Source organism: Neptunomonas qingdaonensis, from assembly GCF_900113275.1.
In the GTDB taxonomy this organism is placed as follows: Bacteria; Pseudomonadota; Gammaproteobacteria; order Pseudomonadales; family Balneatricaceae; genus Neptunomonas; species Neptunomonas qingdaonensis.
In genome coordinates this window covers 136491-154936 of record NZ_FOOU01000009.1, presented here as the reverse complement: position 1 = coordinate 154936, position 18446 = coordinate 136491, and the positions used below count along the sequence as shown (strand labels likewise).

The following is an 18446-nucleotide window of genomic DNA, read 5'->3' as shown; positions in this document are numbered from 1 at the left end:
GTCCAGGAGACAAAGATGTCAATAATCGTTGCGGGTAAGCTGACTATAAAGTCGAACTTTCGGGATGAATTCATTGAGAAATCACGACAAGCAATCCTGCTGGCCAGAAATGACGATGCTTGTGACGATTTCTCTGTATCACCAGACCCGGTTGACTTGAATAGAGTCAATATTTTCGAAAAATGGAAAACTCGTCAGGCGTTGGATGCATTTCGAGAATCAGGCCCTGAGAATGACATGTTTTCTTTAGTTGAGTCTTTTGATGTAACCGAATATGACATCAACACATAGTAATTAATTTTGCGCCTTTGATGCCGGCTTTCCGGACCTTTCGCAGCTAAATTCAATGGCTGGTTTAGCACCCGAAATATTTGCTCGTTACTCTTATCGCTAGAAATTATTTTATATCGACAGTCTATTTTCTTTTTGTAAAACTATTTGCTAACCAATTGATTTATAATCATCATTCTTGTTGATTTTACTAATCTTGTTCTGCTTTAGAATGTTTATTTAAGTGGTTGTTTTGAATGAAAAAAGCGCGTGTTTTATTTGTTTGTTTGGGGAATATCTGTCGTTCGCCAACAGCACATGGTGTGTTTGAAACTTTAGCTGCCCAGCAGGGGCTGGCGGGTGTGATTGATGTGGATTCTGCCGGAACAGCGGCTTATCACGTAGGCAACCCGCCAGATTCGCGTTCTATCAGCGCAGCCGCAGAACGGGGTTATCAGCTGGATCACCTGCGCGCTCGTCAGGCTACCCCTGAAGACTTTTCGGAATTTACGCATATCCTTGCGATGGATGAAGAGAATTTGCGTAACCTCAAGGCGATTGCGCCTCCCGATTATGCCGGGCACTTAGGCTTGTTTCTGGATTTTGCTCAATGTGTCGAGCGGGAAGTGCCTGATCCTTATTACGGGGGTGATTCAGGATTCGACCATGTGCTGGACCTGGTTGAGAACGCATCTTTCGGGCTGTTGTTAAAACTTCAGCAAGCACCACGATAATGGATATACAACATAAGATTCATGCTGATTATCCACTGCAATCCGCTAATACATTGGGTTTTCCTTGCGTCGCTGCGCAATTTATTGCCATAGAAAGTGAAGCTGAATTGGTCGCCGCCGTTACTTATGCGCAGCAACACCAACTACCGATCCGCGTGTTGAGTGGTGGTAGTAATGTGTTGATGGCTCCGCTTATCGACGGTCTTGTGATTCGTATTGATATTATGTGCCAACAGGTCACTGAATCGGCTGACTCGATATCTCTGGCGTTGGGGGCTGGTGAAAACTGGCATGAAACGGTGCGCTGGTGTGTAGAACAGGGCTATTCAGGAATCGAGAGCATGGGCTTGATTCCCGGACGTGTCGGCGCGGCGCCGGTTCAGAATATCGGCGCTTATGGGACTGAGTTGAAAAACGTTTTGACTAAGGTGCGTGCATTAGATGTAGCAAAGGGCTGCTTTATCGAGTTCTCGAATAACGATTGTGAGTTTGCTTATCGGGACAGTGTATTTAAGCGCCTGCCCGGACGTTTCATTATCACTGAAGTGACTCTTCGGCTGTCAAGGGTACAGGATTCGTCAATCAGGTATGCTGCATTACAGAACTATTTTGATCAGCACAATATAACCCAGCCGGATATGCAGCAGATTTTTGATGCGGTGTGCGCGGTGCGACAGAGCAAACTTCCTGATCCCGCTGTACTGGGTAACGCCGGGAGCTTTTTCAAAAACCCTGTGATCAGTGAATCACAATATCAGCAGTTAAAACAGCAGTGGCCGGAGCTGGTGGCTTATCCCGACGCGCCTGGTTTTATGAAGCTGGCGGCCGGCTGGCTAATAGATCAGTGTCACTGGAAGGGAAAGAGACGAGCACATGTCGGCGTGTATGAAAAACAGGCGCTGGTATTAGTGCATTTTGGTGGGGGGGAGCTACAGGAGTTGTTACAATTGGCTAACGATATTCAGGCTTCTGTTTATGCGGCTTTTAATGTGAATCTGGAAATGGAACCGCAACTTTTTCCTATGACTTAATCTTTTAAATCATAGGGTTGTATCGTATATCTCGACTGTTAGTTATGTGCTGCTACGCTATGATTTCGTCTTCTATGTCGATTTGATATGAATAAAAAATAATGAGTATCAGCGTGTTGCTGGCTCGGAGTGCTGTAAGTGAAAAACCTTAAGATTAAACAAAAAATTCTGCTCCTGACGGTAATTCCGTTAATTTTAACGGTGGTGGCAGTGATGGCCGTATCTATTTACCAGATACGTTCTCTGGGCTCGCAGGAACTTGAGCAGATACGCATTACTATGATGGCTGCCAAGCGTGAATCATTAAAAAATTATATGGAAATTACCGAAACGGCTATTCAGTCGGTTCTTAAAAATGTAGCTAATCAAAATGAAGCGCAGGAACGGGTGAAAACCGTCTTACGCGCTATCTCCTACGGTGATGAAGATGGTTATATTTTTGCTCTCGATTACAGGGGCGTTGCTAAAGTACAACCTGATCAGCCTCAGTTGGAAGGTCAGAGCTTGATAGATTTGGTGGATGCAAATGGCGTGCACTTGACAGAGGCGCTTATTCAGGCAGCAAAAAATGGCGGCGGCTACGTCAGTTATCTATGGGATAAGCCCTCCAAAGGTCGTGCGGTAGAAAAACTGAGCTATGCCATTGTACTCGACGAGTTTGACTGGGTGCTGGGTACCGGTTTTTATGTAGACGATATTGATGATGCCGTCTTGTTGAAGCAGCAGGAGGTTGATGCAAAAGTACAAACCACCATCATTCTTTCTTTGTTGGTGGGTATTTCGATCCTGGTACTCGTGATCATTTTCAGCGTGTGGTTCTCTAACCGCGCTTTAGTGAAGCCCATTCGTGACTTAGCTGAAAGTGCTCGGCAAATGAGCCTGGGTAAAATGGATACAGTGATCTCGGTTAATTCTAACGATGAGATTGGTGAGCTTGCAGATGCTATCGGGCGTATGCAGAAGAGCTTAAATGTGATTTTCAAAAAGCTTAAACAAATGCCACGAAAGTAATGTTTCTAAGTGAATATTCCTAAATCAATACCCCGAAATCAACAGTATTGATCTATGCTGAAACTGTTAAATTAAAGCTGAAGATTAATGACACGGATTTATGGCACGTTGAATTGTTTTCAGGTGAACGCTTACCCCTTCAGGATGAATGCATGAAAAGAAGTGATTCTGACTTTTTTATCGTTATTGGCGTTTTTCTTGTCGCATACCTTATCGCTACTATTTCCGATTTCAATGAACACTGGTTGTCATGGGCCTCTGCCTATTCGATGATAGGTTTGGAGGACCTTCCGATCGGATTGTCTTTTTTGTCCTTTGCACTGGGGTGGTATGCCTGGCGGCGTTTGCAGGATGCCAGCGTTAGTCATCAGCAGCTATCAGAAACCATTGAGAAGCTACAAACGGAGGTGGAAGAGCGAATGCTGGCGGTAGAGCATGCTCAGGTGTTGTCAGAGACAAAAAATGAGATGCTGGAGTCAGAGTATTTACGTAATAAAAAGTTGAAGCAGGTGCGAATGATGGGGGATGCACTGGCGGCAGCGGTTACATTAACAGAGTTGCAGGAAATCTCTGTAAAATATCTGAAAAATATCATTCCTGATCATACCGTGGCGGTATTATTTGCTAATAAGTCCTTTAAAAACTGGGGGCTTGCCGGCGCATGGGGGAAGCACAAAGATAAGGTGTATTTGAATGTTAAGCTTGAAGAGTGTCAGGTGCTGCAACAAGGGAAAGCCTATATCGACTCGTCTAATACGCAGAATATGCTGTGCAGTAACGCCAATTTAACCACCATCAAAAGCGTTGCCTGTTATCCGATTGCCAGCCATGAAATGCAGTACGGTGTGCTACATATTCGCTCAGAAAGGTTGACCGAGTCACTGCTATCCCGTGAGGAAGAGCAGCGCGTGATTGAGGTTTGCAATACCATTGGTTTACATTTTCATAATACCCAGCTGCGCACTGAGTTAAGCATGGCATCCAACCGCGATGAGCTGACGGGGCTGCTTAACCGCCGGGGTTTGGGGAGTACGCTTAAGCGTGAAATACAAACGTCTCAGCTGCAGGGTTATGATGTCACTGTGGCCATGGTCGATATCGATCACTTTAAACAATACAATGATTCATTTGGCCATCCTGAAGGGGATAAAGCACTTAAATTTGTGGCAGAGACCCTAGCAAAAAATATTAGATCCCGGGATGTTGTTGCTCGATATGGCGGTGAAGAGTTTATTCTGGTTTTACCCAACACCAGCAAACTAGAAGCGTATAAAAAACTTAAGATGTTGATTGCTAAAGTGGCTGAGGATTCAGAGAGCGTCCCCGAGTGCCAACGCACTATTACTCTTTCTGTAGGCATTGCGACCTGCCCGGGAGATCAGAAAAATGAGGAAGCGCTGATTAAATCAGCGGATTTAGCATTGTACGCCGCTAAAAAAAGGGGGCGTAATTGTGTGGTGGCCTATAAAGCGGCTGCCTCAACAGTGGCCGACCCTGCAAAGGTAATTCGTACCCAACAAATCGACTGATTACAGAGTCCGTTTTTCCATGATTTTATATATTGCTGAAAAGCCAAGTCTTGGTCGTGCTATTGCTGATGCACTGCCTACACCACACAAAAAAGGTGATGGTTGTATCTATGTGGGAAAGGGTGATGTCGTCAGTTGGTGTATCGGACATCTGTTAGAGCAGGCACAGCCAGAGTCTTATGATCCGGTTTTTAAAAAGTGGAGCATAGCGCACCTTCCTATTGTGCCTGATCAGTGGAAGCTGGAAGTAAAACCGAAAACAAAAAAACAGTTCACTATTTTGAAAAAACTGATTAAGCAGGCGGATGTTCTGGTTAATGTGGGTGACCCGGATCGAGAAGGGCAAATTCTAGTCGATGAAGTGATTAGTTTCAGTGGTGTTTCTGCTAGCAAGCGCGCCGCTGCAAAACGCTGCCTGATTAGCGATTTAAATATCAATGCGGTAAAAAAGTCTCTGAACAACCTCCGGGATAATAGCGAATTTATTTCACTGGCAACTTCCGCGTTAGCGCGTGCCAGAGCCGACTGGTTATATGGCATCAATATGACACGGCTGTGTACCTTGCAAGGGCAGAAATCAGGCTTTAACGGTGTTTTATCGATAGGACGGGTACAAACCCCCTTGTTAGGCTTGGTTGTGCATCGTGACCTTGAAATTGAAGGTTTTGTCTCAAAACCGTTTTATGAGGTATTTGTTACTCTTAAAACAGCTGCAGGTGAACGCTATCAGGCGAAATGGAAACCCAGTGAGGCTTGTGAGTCCTTCATGGATGAGGATGGGCGGGTGCTTTCCCGTAAGTTGGCAGATAATGTTGTGGCGCGCGTTGTAGATCAAAACGGGACGGTTAAAAAGGTGCAGCAAGGTAAAAAGAAGCAGCCTGCGCCTTTACCTTATAATCTCTCTGCGTTGCAGATTGATGCTGCTAAAAGGTATGGGTTGAGCGCCAAGCAGGTGTTGGATCTGTGCCAGCAATTGTACGAAAAACATAAATTAATTACCTATCCGCGTTCTGATTGCCGCTATTTGCCGATGGAGCATTACAGTGGGGCACAGCAAGTGACGGCGGCGATAGCTAAAACCTGCCATAAGCTCAGCGATGCCGTTGCTAAAGCGGATCTTCGCTTAAAAAGTAAAGCGTGGAACGATGCAAAAATAAGTGCTCATCACGCCATCATACCCACCGCTAAATCTGTTGATAGTAGCCGCTTAAGCTCAGGGGAAGCTAATCTGTATGAGCTGATTGCACGCCAGTACCTGATTCAGTTTTATCCTCCTTTTGAATATATGGATAAACAGATCGATACAGAAGTGAGCGGTGGATTATTTATTGCAAAACAAAAGGATGTGCTGGCAGAGGGCTGGAAAACGCTGTTTCCACAAAGTAAATCGTCTGGTAATCGTTCTAAAACCTCTGATAGCAGTCCTGGCGAATCGGCTGAGGAGGCTTTTTCGGGCGTCAGGCTCCCTGATGTTCAGCAAGGCGATGCAGTCTTGTGCACCGAGGCTCATGTGGATGAGAAGCAAACCAGTCCGCCGAAGCACTTTACGGATGCGACACTGTTAGCCGCCATGACGGGCATTGCGCGGTTTGTCAGCGATCCTGTGATTAAAAAAGTACTCCGCGAGACAGATGGACTGGGTACAGAGGCGACGCGTGCCGGTATTATTGAATTACTTTTCACACGTCAATTTTTAACCCGTAGCGGAAAAGAGATCAGAGCCACTGATGTGGGGCGTCAATTGATCACTAGTTTGCCTGAAAATATGACACATCCGGATATGACTGCTCATTGGGAGTCGCAATTAGAGGCGATCAGTCAAAGAGAGCTGGCATATAACCATTTTATGCAACCGATGGCACTCAGTTTGCGGGAATTAATAGAAGAGGTCGGCGCCGTCCGGTTTGACGGACTGCAGGGCAAAGGAAAAGCGATGGTGAGGCCGCGTAGAAAAAAACCGGCAGTAAGCAAAAGAGCTTCTGCGGTAAAAAAGCCGGGTGTGAGGAAAAGATCATGAGTACTCCTGATTCAACTTCTGATTCAATCCCAGTTTCAACCCCTGTTGATACTTTTGTTGCACCTGTCTGTCACGAGAAAATAGAAATACTCTATCAGGATGAGCATATTCTTTTGATCAATAAGCCCAGCGGGTTGCTGAGCTTATCAGGTAAAAATCCATTAAATAAAGATTCGGTTCACTTTCGGCTGGTGCAGGATTTTCCGACTGCAACCCTGCTGCACCGACTCGATTTTGGTACCTCTGGCATCATGTTGCTGGCGTTAAATAAAAAAGTGAATGCTATTCTGACAAAACAATTTCAAGATCGCACCGTTGTAAAAACTTACATCAGCATATTATCGGGTCATATCGTTGATGATCAGGGGACTATTGATGCTCCTATTGCTAAAGATCCGCCGAATTTTCCGTTGATGAAAATCTGTCATGAAAGCGGTAAACCAGCGGTTAGCCATTTTGAAGTATTGCAGCGCTTGCAACACTCCAATGCAAGCCGAGTATTATTTAAGCCCCATACGGGGCGTACTCACCAGTTACGGGTACACAGCCAAGAGCTGGGGCATCCTATTTTAGGTTGCGATCTTTATGGTACTGAACAAACGCGGGCAGCGTCGGGATGTTTATTATTGCATGCGTTAACACTGGCGTTTGACCACCCTGTCACAGGTAAGAGGATGGTGGCAGAGTGTGCCTGTCCTTTTTGAGAAAGCAATTTAAGAAAGCTATTTAAGAAAGTTATCCAGCGAGTCTGCTAAAGCCCCGCCCTGATTGACTTTGCGGGGTTGAATAGCATTAATTTGTGGTTGTATAAGATCAAGTTTGGGCTGCTTTTTCTGTTGTGGCACCATAGCGCGTACTATGACGGCCTTGGCATGTTTCATGTGCGAGAGGGCGAGCAGCTTTTCATCTTGAGTCAGAAATTGTTGTGCTTGATGCATATGCGCATCGGCTACGATTGATATGTTCAACCAGTATAATTCCTGTGCGTAATTCTCGGCTAAAATGGTAGAAAGTTTGCCTTTTTTAAGCATTTCTGCGAGTAGTTTTTCAGTAAAATTGACATAAATTTTGAAGCGTTTCAGATCTTTGTCACTGTTGAAAACACCTTGCCCGGGAGGTGTTCGATCCGCTGTTTCTTTTTGATTATTAACTTCTGTCATAAGGTCAGAATCAGGGGCTAGCATGCTGATCTCTTCAATTTGTAGCATGGCATGCTGATTTAGTTTTTCAAGAATTTCCGGCTTGCAGCCAGCCGCTTTGAGTGTTGCAATGGCGTCAAGTGTGTAAAAAGCTTGCTTGCGTAGCCAGGTTAAACGCTCACTTTTAACGATTGCATTGTGCTCTCGCTGTGAAATGAAATGGCTAATGCCGAGCGCAATTGCGCCAATTAGAGCTATGATGACTATATAAATCAGGTTATCTTGCAACATGTTATGCAACTGCCTCGCTAAGTCCATGAATTATATAGTCAGAAGACACCGTTGTTAAAGCAGGTATGCAAGTTATTTCTGATTAACTGAGTATACTACTTATTGGTTTTTTTATGAGACTTGCTTGACCCGAGTTGTATTAGCACTTATATATGCTCGCTATTTTTTATTGTGCCGTATCTGCCCGAGGATAGTTACCCTATGGGAAAGTCGCTCGTTATTGTTGAGTCGCCCGCAAAAGCTAAGACGATTAATAAATATCTTGGTAATGAATATGTTGTTAAATCGAGTGTAGGTCATATCCGTGATCTGCCTACGAGCGGTAGTGCTCAAAAGTCAGATCCAAAAGCACGTGCGAAACAGGCTGCTTTGACACGAAAAATGCCTGCCGATGAAAAAGTCATTTATAAAGCGAAGAAGGCCAAAGAGCAGCTCATTGCTCGTATGGGTGTTAACCCAGAGAAAGGCTGGGAAGCGCATTATGAAATTCTTCCCGGTAAAGAGAAAGTCGTAGAAGAACTGCGGCGCCTGGCAAAAGATGCAGACACTATCTATCTCGCGACCGATTTGGATCGCGAGGGAGAAGCGATTGCCTGGCACTTGAGAGAAGCGATTGGCGGTGACGATGATAGATATCGTCGCGTCGTTTTCAATGAGATTACCAAGAAAGCGATATCCAGTGCGTTTGAGTCACCGGGTACGCTGGATATGAACCATGTAAATGCACAGCAGGCGCGACGTTTTCTTGATCGCGTGGTGGGGTATATGCTGTCGCCATTACTATGGGAAAAAGTTGCGCGTGGGCTATCAGCAGGGCGTGTTCAATCTGTCGCTGTTCGATTAGTCGTTGAGCGGGAAAAAGAGATCCGTGCTTTTATTCCTGAAGAGTTTTGGGAAGTTCACGCAGATACAATAACGGCTGCCGATGCGGCTTTGCGTTTACAGGTCGCTCGGCTAGCTGGAAAGGCATTTCGTCCGGCATCGGAAAAAGAAACGAATGTCCATCTGGCCGCGCTAAAAGACGCAGAATATACAGTGCTGAGCCGGGATGACCGGCCGACCAGCAGTAAGCCTTCGGCTCCCTTTATCACGTCAACATTGCAACAAGCGGCCAGTACCCGCTTAGGCTTTGGTGTGAAGAAAACCATGATGATGGCGCAGCGTCTCTATGAGGCGGGTTACATCACATATATGCGTACCGACTCTACCAATCTGAGTGCTGAAGCAGTTGAAAGCTGTCGTGTGTATATTGGCGATCATTTTGGTAGTAAATACCTGCCTGAAGAAGCTATTCGCTACTCCAGCAAAGAAGGTGCTCAGGAAGCGCATGAGGCAATCCGTCCAAGTGATGTAAACACAGAAGCGACCTCTTTAGCTGGAATGGAACGCGATGCCGAGCGTCTTTATGAATTGATCAGGCGTCAGTTTTTAGCCTGTCAGATGACGCCTGCCTTATACACAAGCTCTCGCATTACAGTAAAAGCAGGTGATTTTGAATTAACTACCAAAGGTCGCATCTTGCGCTTTGATGGTTATACCCGCGTGATGCAAAGCAAAGCGAAAAACGATGAAGATGTGATTTTGCCCGATGTGAAAACGGGTGAAAAACTTGAGATGAAAACGCTTGAGCCTAAACAGCACTTTACTAAGCCTACTGCCCGGTTTACAGAAGCCAGCCTGGTTAAAGAGCTTGAAAAGCAAGGTATCGGACGTCCATCGACCTATGCCTCTATAATCTCCACGATTCAGGATCGCGGTTATGTAGAGATTCAGAATCGTCGTTTTTATGCTTGTAAAATGGGCGATATCGTTGTTGAGCGTTTGGCGGAAAACTTTACCGATCTTATGGATTACAGTTTCACAGCCCGAATGGAAGATGCGCTGGATGAGATTGCTCAGGGTGAGGCTGAGTGGAAAGCTCTGTTGGATCGTTTTTATGGAGGCTTCACTCGCAAACTGGAAGAAGCGCAGGATCCAGAAACGGGGATGCGACCTAACTCACCCACAGATACTAATATCCCTTGTCCTGACTGTGGCCGTCATATGACGATCCGCACCGGCAGTACGGGTGTTTTTCTGGGTTGTTCTGGTTATAGCTTACCGCCTAAAGAGCGTTGTAAAGCGACGATTAACCTGACGCCTGGCGATGAAGTGGTCAGTGTTGATGGTGATGAAGAAGAAGAATCCCGTATTTTACGTAACAAGCATCGTTGCAGTATTTGCGACAGTGCCATGGATAGTTATCTGGTAGATAAGCATCGTAAATTGCATGTATGCGGTAATAACCCGGACTGCCCGGGATATGAAGTAGAAGAGGGTAGTTATCGCCTCAAAGGATATGAAGGCCCTTCGCTGGAATGTGATAAATGCGGTGCTGAAATGCAGTTGAAAACAGGCCGTTTTGGTAAGTTTTTCGGTTGTACTAATGAAGAATGTAAAAATACGCGTAAGTTATTAAAAAGTGGCGAAGCGGCTCCACCGAAAATGGATCCTGTGCCTATGCCTGAATTGGCATGTGAGAAAGTTGAAGATACTTACATTCTTCGGGACGGTGCATCAGGTCTGTTTCTTGCTGCCAGCCAGTTCCCTCGGAACCGTGAGACAAGAGCACCGAAAATTATTGAATTGCTGCCTCATCAGGCCGAAATTGACCCTAAATACAGCTTCCTGTTCAGTGCACCAAAGCGTGATAGCGAAGGCAATGAAACTATTGTACGTTATAGCCGTAAGACAAAGGAGCAGTATGTGATGACCGAGGTCAATGGCAAAGCAACCGGATGGCGTGCATTCTATCAGGGTAATGCTTGGGTGGTGGAAGAGCCAAAGACTAAAAAGAAATAGCCTGAAAATGGTCATTTTACAGAGGTAGTGTATGAGTAATGTATATCTGGTCAGGACGAATCAGAAAATTAATTTTGCACGTATTCATTTGGATGCTTTAACAGTAGCGCAGAGCTCTACGAAATGGAGTAAGCACAACGAGATTGAATCTTACAACGAATCAATCTTGTTTCATCTGGCTTCTGGTTACGCTTCTTTTTTGCGGGAAGTGGCAGAGAGATATAGCTTTGATACCAGTAAGGTCAGTAGGCTGGCTGACTTGGAAAGCATGTTTGAGGAGTCTGGACAGGAATCGCCAGAAAGATCTGAGCTGTCCATTCTTGAGCAGAGCGAAGTCAGTTGGTTACATAAGATGCTGGCAGCTTATGATGCGTGCTGGAAGGCGATGGACAACCATTCTACAGTGGCCAGTGATACCGTGAGTATTTCGGAGATACATGTTGTACAGGTCAATCCGAACCATGCTGAAGATGGCGATATCCTGGCTGAATATAAGCTATGGTTAAATGAGTTTCGCTCATTAGTAGAGCGCCTGCGTTCGGATATGCAAGAGTGGTAGACGAAAAAAAAGTATTGGAGCAAACGGTGCTTGAAATTATACGGCTTCCTTCTGGCGAATACGCTATGCGTAAAGCAGGGGAAGAGGAGCCGTTAATAACGGTGAATTTATCTCAGTGCGTTAAAGATGGTCTGAATGGTCAGTCTGAAGAGCTGGCAAGGATGATTCTGGTTGCTGGCGCGAAAATGATGTCTGAGTTGTCGCTGGAGTCTGCGGAAGCATCCAGGCCTCCTAAGCCGGTAGTCCATTAAATAAGCCCATTAAATAAGCCCATTAAATAAGTCCATTAAATAAGTCCATTAAGTTTCACCTGACTTCCAACTACTGTTTCACACATTTGTTTTAATGGTGATGGCGTCTTCGTATGAGGATGCCATTACTACGTCCAAGCTGGGCGGATTGCTCAAGATTCTTTATTTCGTGTTCTGAAATCTCCTCTGCCCAACTGATCACCGCATGACAAGTGCCGGCGCTGAGTGCTTTTTTGGCCAGGTGGAGTACGGAGTGCTGCGCATCAGGGTAGAGCAAAATGACTTTGCTCAGGTCGATGCCTGCATTCTCAAGTAACGATCTTGGTAAGTTGACGGGGGGAGAAATCCACGCGAACCATCTGTCTTCATGGCTGAGTTGAGCCAAGAGCGGCATCAGCAGCGGGATATCATTTAGCTCGCCACTGCTGGTGACTATTTCAGTGATTTTGCCGAAGTCAGCTTTCGCAGAAGTCGTTTTTTGATGGATCTGGTTGTTCTCAGTTTTGGGCAATAGCCCAAGATGAGATCTACCTCGATGGTTGCGAACTTGTATCATAGATCACCTCCCTGCCGGATCACGCCTACACCTAAGCCTTCAATCGATAGTTCTTGTTTTCTCAGATCTATTTCGATGGGAGAGAACTCGGTATTTTCTGCTATCAGGTAAACCATATGGCCATCTTTCCTGAAGCGCTTTACAGTGACTTCATCGTCTATGCGGGCAACCACAACCTGGCCATTTCGTGCTTCTGTGCATTGATGTACGGCCAGTAGGTCGCCATCCATGATGCCGATATCTCGCATGCTGGTGCCGTGTACTCTGAGTAAGTAGTTGGCAGGCGGGTGGAAAAAATCAGCTGAAATGGTGCAGTGTTCTTCGATATGCTCCTGAGCAAGGATGGGTGAGCCAGCCGCCACACGACCAATCACCGGGATACCTTCAGATTCGCTTTCCAGTTCTGGCAGGCGGATACCTCTGGAGGTACCGGGAATGATTTCGATAGCCCCTTTTCTGGCCAGGGCTTTGAGGTGCTCCTCTGCTGCATTAGCTGATTTGAAACCCAATGCGGCAGCGATCTCAGCCCGTGTTGGAGGATATCCGGTTGCATCGATATGCCCGCGTATGCACTCGAGTACTTCTTCTTGGCGTTTTGTTAGTTTCATAATCATGCCTGTTTATTTATACAGTATCTGTGATTATATACAGCAAGAAGGTGATGTAAAGTAATTTTCTGTTTATATATCCAGTATCTTGGTATGATCCACGCCTAAAGTTATTCAGGTAGTACGTCTTGCTCAGCGACACACTCAAAAATTCTATTCAGGCCTCTTATCGTCGATTTCTTGCTGATCACGATATGAAACCGCGTTATGGTCAGAAGATGATGATTGCGCATATTGCGCGGACACTCGGCACAATCGAGACGGATGAGAAAGGCGATCGGGTTAATGGAAATCATCTTTGTGTGATTGAGGCGGGCACAGGCACCGGTAAAACGATGGCCTATCTGCTCAGCGCTATTCCGATTGCCAAATCACAATCCAAATCATTAGTGATCTCTACGGCTACCGTGGCACTGCAAGAGCAGTTGTTGAATAAAGATCTACCGGAAGTAGCCCGCCTGTTAAGTGAAAATGTGCGTTATGTACTGGCGAAAGGGCGTGGTCGTTATTTTTGTATCTCACAGGCTGAAAAGCTATTGGACTCCCAGCATCAGACGGGCCAGATAGCCTTATATGAAGATGAGATTCAACATCAAATAGATCCGGCATCGTTGGCTTTTTACCAGGAATTGCTGGGTAAATTTGCGTCAGGTGAGTGGGACGGTGATCGCGATAGCCTTGCGCTAGAGATAGAGGCCAGTCGCTGGGCCCCCTTAACCAGTGATCATACACGTTGTACTAACAGGCGTTGCAGTAATTTCTCGGTGTGTCCTTTTTATAAATCGCGGGATGCCATGGACAAGGCGGATATAGTAGTTGCCAACCATGATTTAGTGCTGGCCGACCTTTCGCTGGGCGGTGGTGCTATTTTGCCGGAACCCGCCAACACGATTTACATATTTGATGAAGCGCATCACCTCTCATCCAAGGCGACCGGGCATTTTGCATATAGTATGCGTGTCAAAGGTACCCAGCGTTGGTTGAAGTCTTCTGTCAAGCAGCTGGATGTGATGCTGGATGAGTGTGATAACAATGCAGTATTAGCGCAGTATGTAGAGCGCATGGCTCCGGCCCGTCAGGATATCGACCTGGCGTTAGATCAGCTGCAGAGTAATCTCAGGGCTATGCTTATAGATGGCGTGCAGCGTCCATCCTCTGAACGCTTTCGCTTTCCAAAAGGAGTATTGCCGGAGGTAATGATACATTCCGCCGTTGAAATAGCGGCAGCGGCGGAAAAGTGGATGTTAAAGGCCGAGCAAATTGTTGATGTGTTAAAAGAGGCACTCGACGGTGGCGTGCCAGAGATAAACCGCGATGTTGCCGAGCGTTGGTATCCACGTATGGGGCTGATGTGGATGCGGGCGCAGTCACTGTACTGGTTAAATAAAAGTTATGCTGTCAGCGACCCTGAAGGGCTTGCGCCCACGGCTCGCTGGATCAATCTGATTGATGGTAGTGACGGGCTTGACTTTGAATGTCGTAGCAGCCCGGTTTCTGCGGCGGATACCTTACAGGAACATCTGTGGAGTAGTTGTTTTGGTGCGGTACTGACTTCTGCTACGATGACGGCGCTGGGGCATTTTAATCGCGTCATTAGTGAGCTTGGCTTGCCGCAGGATGTTCTGTGTGAGCGCTTGCCTAGTCCGTTTAATTACCCGCAGGCTGCTGTGTTGTCTGTACCCCGTATGCTGTCAGATCCCGGGAAGCCGGAGGAGCATACGCAGGAGGTGATCAGTTTTCTCAACCAGAATCTGGAAAAATCGACTGCGACCCTCGTATTATTTAGTTCTTGGCGGCAAATGTTTACTGTACTGGAAAAGCTTGAAAGTACGATTCGTAGTAAAGTATTAGCGCAAGGTGATCTGACGAAGAACGAAATTATCAGAAAGCACAAAGAAGTTATTGATACGCAGAAATCCAGTATCATTTTTGGCTTGGCCTCATTTGCTGAAGGTGTAGATCTGCCAGGAAAATATCTGACAGAAGTGATCATCACTAAATTGCCATTTGGTGTCCCGGATGATCCGGTCGACGCGACAATGGCGGAGTGGATCGAGCAAAGGGGTGGAAATGCTTTTATGGAGTGGACTGTGCCGGAAGCGTCAATGCGATTGACGCAGGCAACAGGTCGGCTTTTACGTACCGAGCAGGACAGTGGTCGGGTTATTTTATTAGACAGACGTGTAGTGACGCGCCGTTATGGCCGGCAATTGCTGGATGCGTTGCCTCCTTTTCGTCGTGAAATTAGTTAAAAAGTGAGTATGACATTGGAAGAATCAAAGCCGGGTAACCTGAATGAGACGACAAGCGTTAAAGATGCCGCCAAAGAAAAAGGTGAGCGCGAAAACAAACGTCGTTCTTCTGGTCGTGCTCGTAAACCTATGAACAAAAGCAGTGATTGGACACCCGATGACTCCGCAGTAGCCATCGAAGAAGGCAAGAAGCGTTTTCATGATTTCTCATTGCCTGATAAGTTAATGCATGCCATCCATGACCTTGGTTTTGAATACTGTACACCCATTCAGGCTGATACGATTAAACCGGCCCTGGCGGGTAAAGATATCATCGGTAAAGCGCAAACAGGAACCGGTAAAACGGCTGCTTTTTTGGTAGGCATTATCACCGATCTGCTTGATTTTCAGCTGGAAGATAAGCAGCGTCAGGGTGAGCCGCGTGCACTTATCATTGCGCCCACACGTGAGTTGGCACTACAGATAGCCGCTGATGCTGTGCTGTTATGTAAGTATACAGATATTAATGTTGTCTCTATTGTCGGCGGTATGGACTACGAGAAACAACGTAAAGAACTGAAAGCCGGGCCCGTTGGTATTTTGGTAGCAACGCCGGGTCGGTTAATCGATTTTGTGCGCTCTAAAGAAGTAGATCTGCATAACGTCGAAGTGTTGGTATTGGATGAGGCGGACAGAATGCTGAGTATGGGATTTATCCCGGATGTCAGAACCATTATCCGCAATACGCCACGCAAAGGGGATGAGCGTCAAACCCTTTTGTACAGCGCAACCTTTACAGACGATATTATGAGTCTGGCACGTCAGTGGACGCATGAGCCGGTACAGATTGAAATAGAAGCAGAGCGTCGCTCGACGGACAATATCAGCCAGAAAGTTTTTTTGGTGTCCAGTCATGAAAAATACAAACTATTACGTAACTATATCCGTGTGAATAACATTGAGCGTGTCATTGTGTTTGGCAACCGTCGCCATGAAACACGGGATCTGGCAGAAAAGCTCAAGAGAGATGGTGTGAAAGCAGCGCTGATGTCTGGCGAAATTCCGCAGCACAAGCGTGTTAAAACACTCGAAGACTTCAAAAGTGGCAAAATAGAAGTGCTGGTAGCGACGGATGTTGCCGGGCGTGGTATTCATATTGATGGTGTAACGCATGTTGTTAATTATCAATTGCCTGAAGATGCTGAGGATTATGTGCATCGTATAGGCCGCACGGGCCGAGCAGGCGCTACTGGAACATCTATCTGTTTTGCCTGCGAAAATGACTCTTTTATGATCCCGGAAATAGAAGCAGAAACGGGGGTTAAATTAGAGTGTATACACCCGAGTGAAGAGTTACTAGCAGATCCAAATGCCTACAAGAACTCAGTGCCAGCTGTGGTTGAGCAGGCCGATAATCTGCTGAGTAATAATGAAACCTCTGGCCTTAATGCAGCCCCCGGCTCTAACATCAGCCCTGATACTGCCGCTGTAGACGATGTGGTCGATCAGCCTGAACTTGTGCCTGAGGCGTCCTCAGAAGAGCACTTGGCAGCGCCGCCGCAAGAAAAGCAAGCTGAATCGTTGCCAGCAGAAATTGATAATACAGAAGTTGATAATATAAAGGTGAAGAGCGGTAATGTCTGAGGATCGGCATAAAACAGGCCTCATCGCACGCATACTAGCGATTTTTATGAGTGCGTTGTTTGCTGTTATAGCTGTGGCTGGGTATCAGCGTACCGGTGATATCGTGCAGTTGCTGGTTTTTTTGGTGGTTTCGGCACTCTCTTATATCGTTATTATTTATATTTTTAAAGGTATCGATAAGCTGTTAGATAGTGTTGATGACCGTCGGGACAATGATTAATCTGTAATAAGGGTATACGCATGCAAGCAGGGCAGCAGAAAGTCGCTGTGTTAGGCGGTGGCAGTTTTGGGACTGTAATCGCAAATATAATGGCGGAGAAGGGGATCCAGGTATCGCAATGGATGCGGGACTCAGCCCGGGCGGAAGAAATAAATCAGCAGCATATTAATTCACGCTATCTTCCCGATTACCCTTTGTCGCTATCATTGAAAGCGACGACTGATATTGAGGCAGCGGTTAAAGGTGCTTCGCTTGTGTTTGTCTCCATTCCAAGCCCGAGTTTTCGTTCTGTTGTACGCAAAGCAAAGCCATTTCTGCATGCCGGGCAAATGGTAGTTAGCACGACTAAAGGTATTGAAGGCGATACTTTTAGTTTAATGAGTGAAATTCTTAAAGATGAACTACCAGACGCGAAGGTAGGCGTGTTAAGTGGCCCTAATCTGGCAAAAGAGGTTGCTCGTCATCAGCTCACGGCGACGGTTATCGCCAGTGATGATGAAGCTCTGCGTTCTGAGGTTCAGGCCGCATTGCACCAGTCTTATTTTCGGGTCTATGCCAGTACTGATATGTATGGCGTAGAACTGGGTGGCACATTGAAAAATATCTACGCGATTGCGGCGGGTCTGAGTGCTGCACTCGGTGTGGGTGAAAATACCAAAAGCATGTTGATAACCCGAAGTCTCGCTGAAATGAGTCGTTTTGCAGTGAGTATGGGAGCCAATCCTATGACGTTTCTCGGACTGGCCGGCGTGGGGGATCTGATCGTGACCTGCATGTCCCCACTAAGCCGCAATTACCGCGTCGGTTATGCCTTGGGTAGCGGTAAAACTCTGGATGAAGCGGTAAAGTCATTGGGTGAGGTGGCAGAAGGGGTCAACACGATTCGTATCATCAAAGCAAAATCCGATGAGCTGGAGATCTATATGCCATTGGTTTCCGGTTTATATGAAGTGGTCTTTAATGGCGCGCATGTTCAGGAGGTCGTTAAAGCGATGATGATGAATGAGCAGAGCTCTGATGTGGAATTCGTATTACCCAGAGATACGCTCTAGTGTTAATCCTGATGCGCCACGGAGAGGCAAGTTGGGATGCCGTTAGTGATATGGAGCGTCAGCTTACGCCTACCGGGGTTGCATTTGTCGAGCAGCAGCGGGTTCGTTATCAACCGCCGCTCGCTTCGGTTCAGCGGGTTATCAGTAGTTCTTATGCGCGCGCCAGGCAGACTACCGCGTTAATGCTGGAAGGTATGACTGATGTTGAGTGGGTGATTGATGATCGTTGGTCGCCCGAGGCTTCGCTGAGTGACGCAATGGATTCTCTGGAAGAGCATTGGGTTGAGAACCTGCTGGTTGTTACGCATCAGCCTATTATTGGTTATGTCGTCTGTTTTCTTCTGGAGGGCAATACGCGTTTTCCTGAGCCCTTATTGCCTGGGCAACTGGTCACGCTTGATCTTCTTTGGCCGGGAAGGGCCTCTGCTATACGTTTATCCTTATAATTTCTAAAGCTTTATT

The 18446-nt window shown here is 46.4% G+C and carries 17 protein-coding genes and 1 pseudogene; 15 read left to right on the top strand and 3 right to left on the bottom strand.

Features of this window, described 5'->3' with window-relative positions:
- Positions 1–15 precede the first annotated feature (15 nt).
- The 7 genes from BM099_RS13695 (at position 16) to BM099_RS13665 (ending at position 7296) form a co-directional block, all read left to right on the top strand.
- Entirely contained in the window at positions 16–291 is a 276-nt protein-coding gene (locus BM099_RS13695) for a putative quinol monooxygenase (protein ID WP_090728687.1), read from the top strand.
- Positions 292–527: 236 nt separating this feature from the next.
- Positions 528–1004, top strand: a complete 477-nt coding sequence (locus BM099_RS13690; RefSeq protein WP_090728686.1) for a low molecular weight protein-tyrosine-phosphatase — start codon at positions 528–530, stop codon at positions 1002–1004.
- Positions 1004–2035, top strand: a complete 1032-nt coding sequence (gene murB / locus BM099_RS13685; RefSeq protein WP_090728685.1) for a UDP-N-acetylmuramate dehydrogenase — start codon at positions 1004–1006, stop codon at positions 2033–2035. Before BM099_RS13690 ends, murB begins: the two co-directional genes overlap by 1 nt.
- 138 nt (positions 2036–2173) lie before the next feature.
- The gene (locus BM099_RS13680; RefSeq protein WP_090728684.1) at positions 2174–3046 is read left to right on the top strand and encodes a cache domain-containing protein; all 873 of its coding nucleotides are present in this window, start codon (positions 2174–2176) and stop codon (positions 3044–3046) included.
- 152 nt (positions 3047–3198) lie between these two features.
- Positions 3199–4575 (top strand): sensor domain-containing diguanylate cyclase, encoded by a 1377-nt coding sequence (locus BM099_RS13675; protein ID WP_090728683.1) that lies wholly within the window; start codon positions 3199–3201, stop codon positions 4573–4575.
- 19 nt (positions 4576–4594) lie between these two features.
- Positions 4595–6592, top strand: coding sequence for a DNA topoisomerase III (locus tag BM099_RS13670; protein ID WP_090728682.1), 1998 nt, complete (start codon positions 4595–4597; stop codon positions 6590–6592).
- Positions 6589–7296, top strand: coding sequence for an RluA family pseudouridine synthase (locus BM099_RS13665; protein WP_090728681.1), 708 nt, complete (start codon positions 6589–6591; stop codon positions 7294–7296). The genes BM099_RS13670 and BM099_RS13665 overlap by 4 nt, the downstream gene beginning before the upstream one ends.
- Positions 7297–7314: 18 nt before the next feature.
- Here the strand turns inward: BM099_RS13665 and BM099_RS13660 are convergent, their stop codons facing one another.
- Complete coding sequence (locus BM099_RS13660; protein WP_090728712.1) at positions 7315–8022, bottom strand: DNA topoisomerase I; 708 nt, start codon at positions 8020–8022, stop codon at positions 7315–7317.
- 201 nt (positions 8023–8223) lie between these two features.
- Here BM099_RS13660 and topA point away from each other — a divergent pair, with 201 nt between their 5' ends.
- Genes topA through BM099_RS13645 form a run of 3 tightly spaced genes read left to right on the top strand, consistent with a single transcriptional unit; the run spans position 8224 to position 11673 of the window.
- Positions 8224–10863: a type I DNA topoisomerase gene (gene topA, locus BM099_RS13655; protein WP_090728680.1), complete on the top strand. Its 2640-nt coding sequence runs from the start codon at positions 8224–8226 to the stop codon at positions 10861–10863.
- 31 nt (positions 10864–10894) lie between these two features.
- Complete coding sequence (locus BM099_RS13650) at positions 10895–11422, top strand: DUF6586 family protein (RefSeq protein WP_090728679.1); 528 nt, start codon at positions 10895–10897, stop codon at positions 11420–11422.
- Entirely contained in the window at positions 11416–11673 is a 258-nt protein-coding gene (locus tag BM099_RS13645; RefSeq protein WP_090728678.1) for a hypothetical protein, read from the top strand. Before BM099_RS13650 ends, BM099_RS13645 begins: the two co-directional genes overlap by 7 nt.
- A 91-nt stretch (positions 11674–11764) precedes the next feature.
- On the opposite strand, the gene BM099_RS13640 is transcribed toward BM099_RS13645, so the two are convergent.
- Both BM099_RS13640 and lexA read right to left on the bottom strand, forming a co-directional pair.
- Positions 11765–12229, bottom strand: a complete 465-nt coding sequence (locus BM099_RS13640; RefSeq protein WP_090728677.1) for a cell division inhibitor SulA — start codon at positions 12227–12229, stop codon at positions 11765–11767.
- Complete coding sequence (gene lexA / locus BM099_RS13635; RefSeq protein ID WP_425319911.1) at positions 12226–12843, bottom strand: transcriptional repressor LexA; 618 nt, start codon at positions 12841–12843, stop codon at positions 12226–12228. Before lexA ends, BM099_RS13640 begins: the two co-directional genes overlap by 4 nt.
- Before the next feature lie 122 nt (positions 12844–12965).
- Between lexA and dinG the strand changes: the two genes are divergently transcribed.
- The 5 genes and pseudogenes from dinG (at position 12966) to BM099_RS13610 (ending at position 18430) form a co-directional block, all read left to right on the top strand.
- Positions 12966–15089 carry an ATP-dependent DNA helicase DinG gene (gene dinG / locus BM099_RS13630; RefSeq protein WP_090728675.1) on the top strand — a complete coding sequence of 708 codons (2124 nt, stop codon included), beginning with the start codon at positions 12966–12968 and terminating at the stop codon, positions 15087–15089.
- Positions 15090–15218: 129 nt separating this feature from the next.
- A pseudogene (rhlB, locus tag BM099_RS13625) lies at positions 15219–16427 on the top strand (ATP-dependent RNA helicase RhlB); the annotation flags it as partial.
- Between the two features lie 277 nt (positions 16428–16704).
- Complete coding sequence (locus BM099_RS13620) at positions 16705–16932, top strand: hypothetical protein (protein ID WP_090728673.1); 228 nt, start codon at positions 16705–16707, stop codon at positions 16930–16932.
- A 20-nt stretch (positions 16933–16952) separates the two neighbouring features.
- The gene (locus BM099_RS13615) at positions 16953–17984 is read left to right on the top strand and encodes an NAD(P)H-dependent glycerol-3-phosphate dehydrogenase (protein ID WP_090728672.1); all 1032 of its coding nucleotides are present in this window, start codon (positions 16953–16955) and stop codon (positions 17982–17984) included.
- Entirely contained in the window at positions 17984–18430 is a 447-nt protein-coding gene (locus BM099_RS13610) for a SixA phosphatase family protein (protein WP_090728671.1), read from the top strand. Before BM099_RS13615 ends, BM099_RS13610 begins: the two co-directional genes overlap by 1 nt.
- The last annotated feature ends 16 nt before the right edge of the window (positions 18431–18446 follow it).

Coding starts and splice junctions, on each gene's coding strand:
- BM099_RS13695 (WP_090728687.1), top strand. CDS start 16: ATGTCAATAATCGTTGCGGGTAAGCTGACTATAAAGTCGAACTTTCGG.
- BM099_RS13690 (WP_090728686.1), top strand. CDS start 528: ATGAAAAAAGCGCGTGTTTTATTTGTTTGTTTGGGGAATATCTGTCGT.
- murB (WP_090728685.1), top strand. CDS start 1,004: ATGGATATACAACATAAGATTCATGCTGATTATCCACTGCAATCCGCT.
- BM099_RS13675 (WP_090728683.1), top strand. CDS start 3,199: ATGAAAAGAAGTGATTCTGACTTTTTTATCGTTATTGGCGTTTTTCTT.
- BM099_RS13670 (WP_090728682.1), top strand. CDS start 4,595: ATGATTTTATATATTGCTGAAAAGCCAAGTCTTGGTCGTGCTATTGCT.
- BM099_RS13665 (WP_090728681.1), top strand. CDS start 6,589: ATGAGTACTCCTGATTCAACTTCTGATTCAATCCCAGTTTCAACCCCT.
- BM099_RS13660 (WP_090728712.1), bottom strand. CDS start 8,022: ATGTTGCAAGATAACCTGATTTATATAGTCATCATAGCTCTAATTGGC.
- topA (WP_090728680.1), top strand. CDS start 8,224: ATGGGAAAGTCGCTCGTTATTGTTGAGTCGCCCGCAAAAGCTAAGACG.
- BM099_RS13650 (WP_090728679.1), top strand. CDS start 10,895: ATGAGTAATGTATATCTGGTCAGGACGAATCAGAAAATTAATTTTGCA.
- BM099_RS13640 (WP_090728677.1), bottom strand. CDS start 12,229: ATGATACAAGTTCGCAACCATCGAGGTAGATCTCATCTTGGGCTATTG.
- lexA (WP_425319911.1), bottom strand. CDS start 12,843: ATGATTATGAAACTAACAAAACGCCAAGAAGAAGTACTCGAGTGCATA.
- BM099_RS13620 (WP_090728673.1), top strand. CDS start 16,705: ATGTCTGAGGATCGGCATAAAACAGGCCTCATCGCACGCATACTAGCG.
- BM099_RS13615 (WP_090728672.1), top strand. CDS start 16,953: ATGCAAGCAGGGCAGCAGAAAGTCGCTGTGTTAGGCGGTGGCAGTTTT.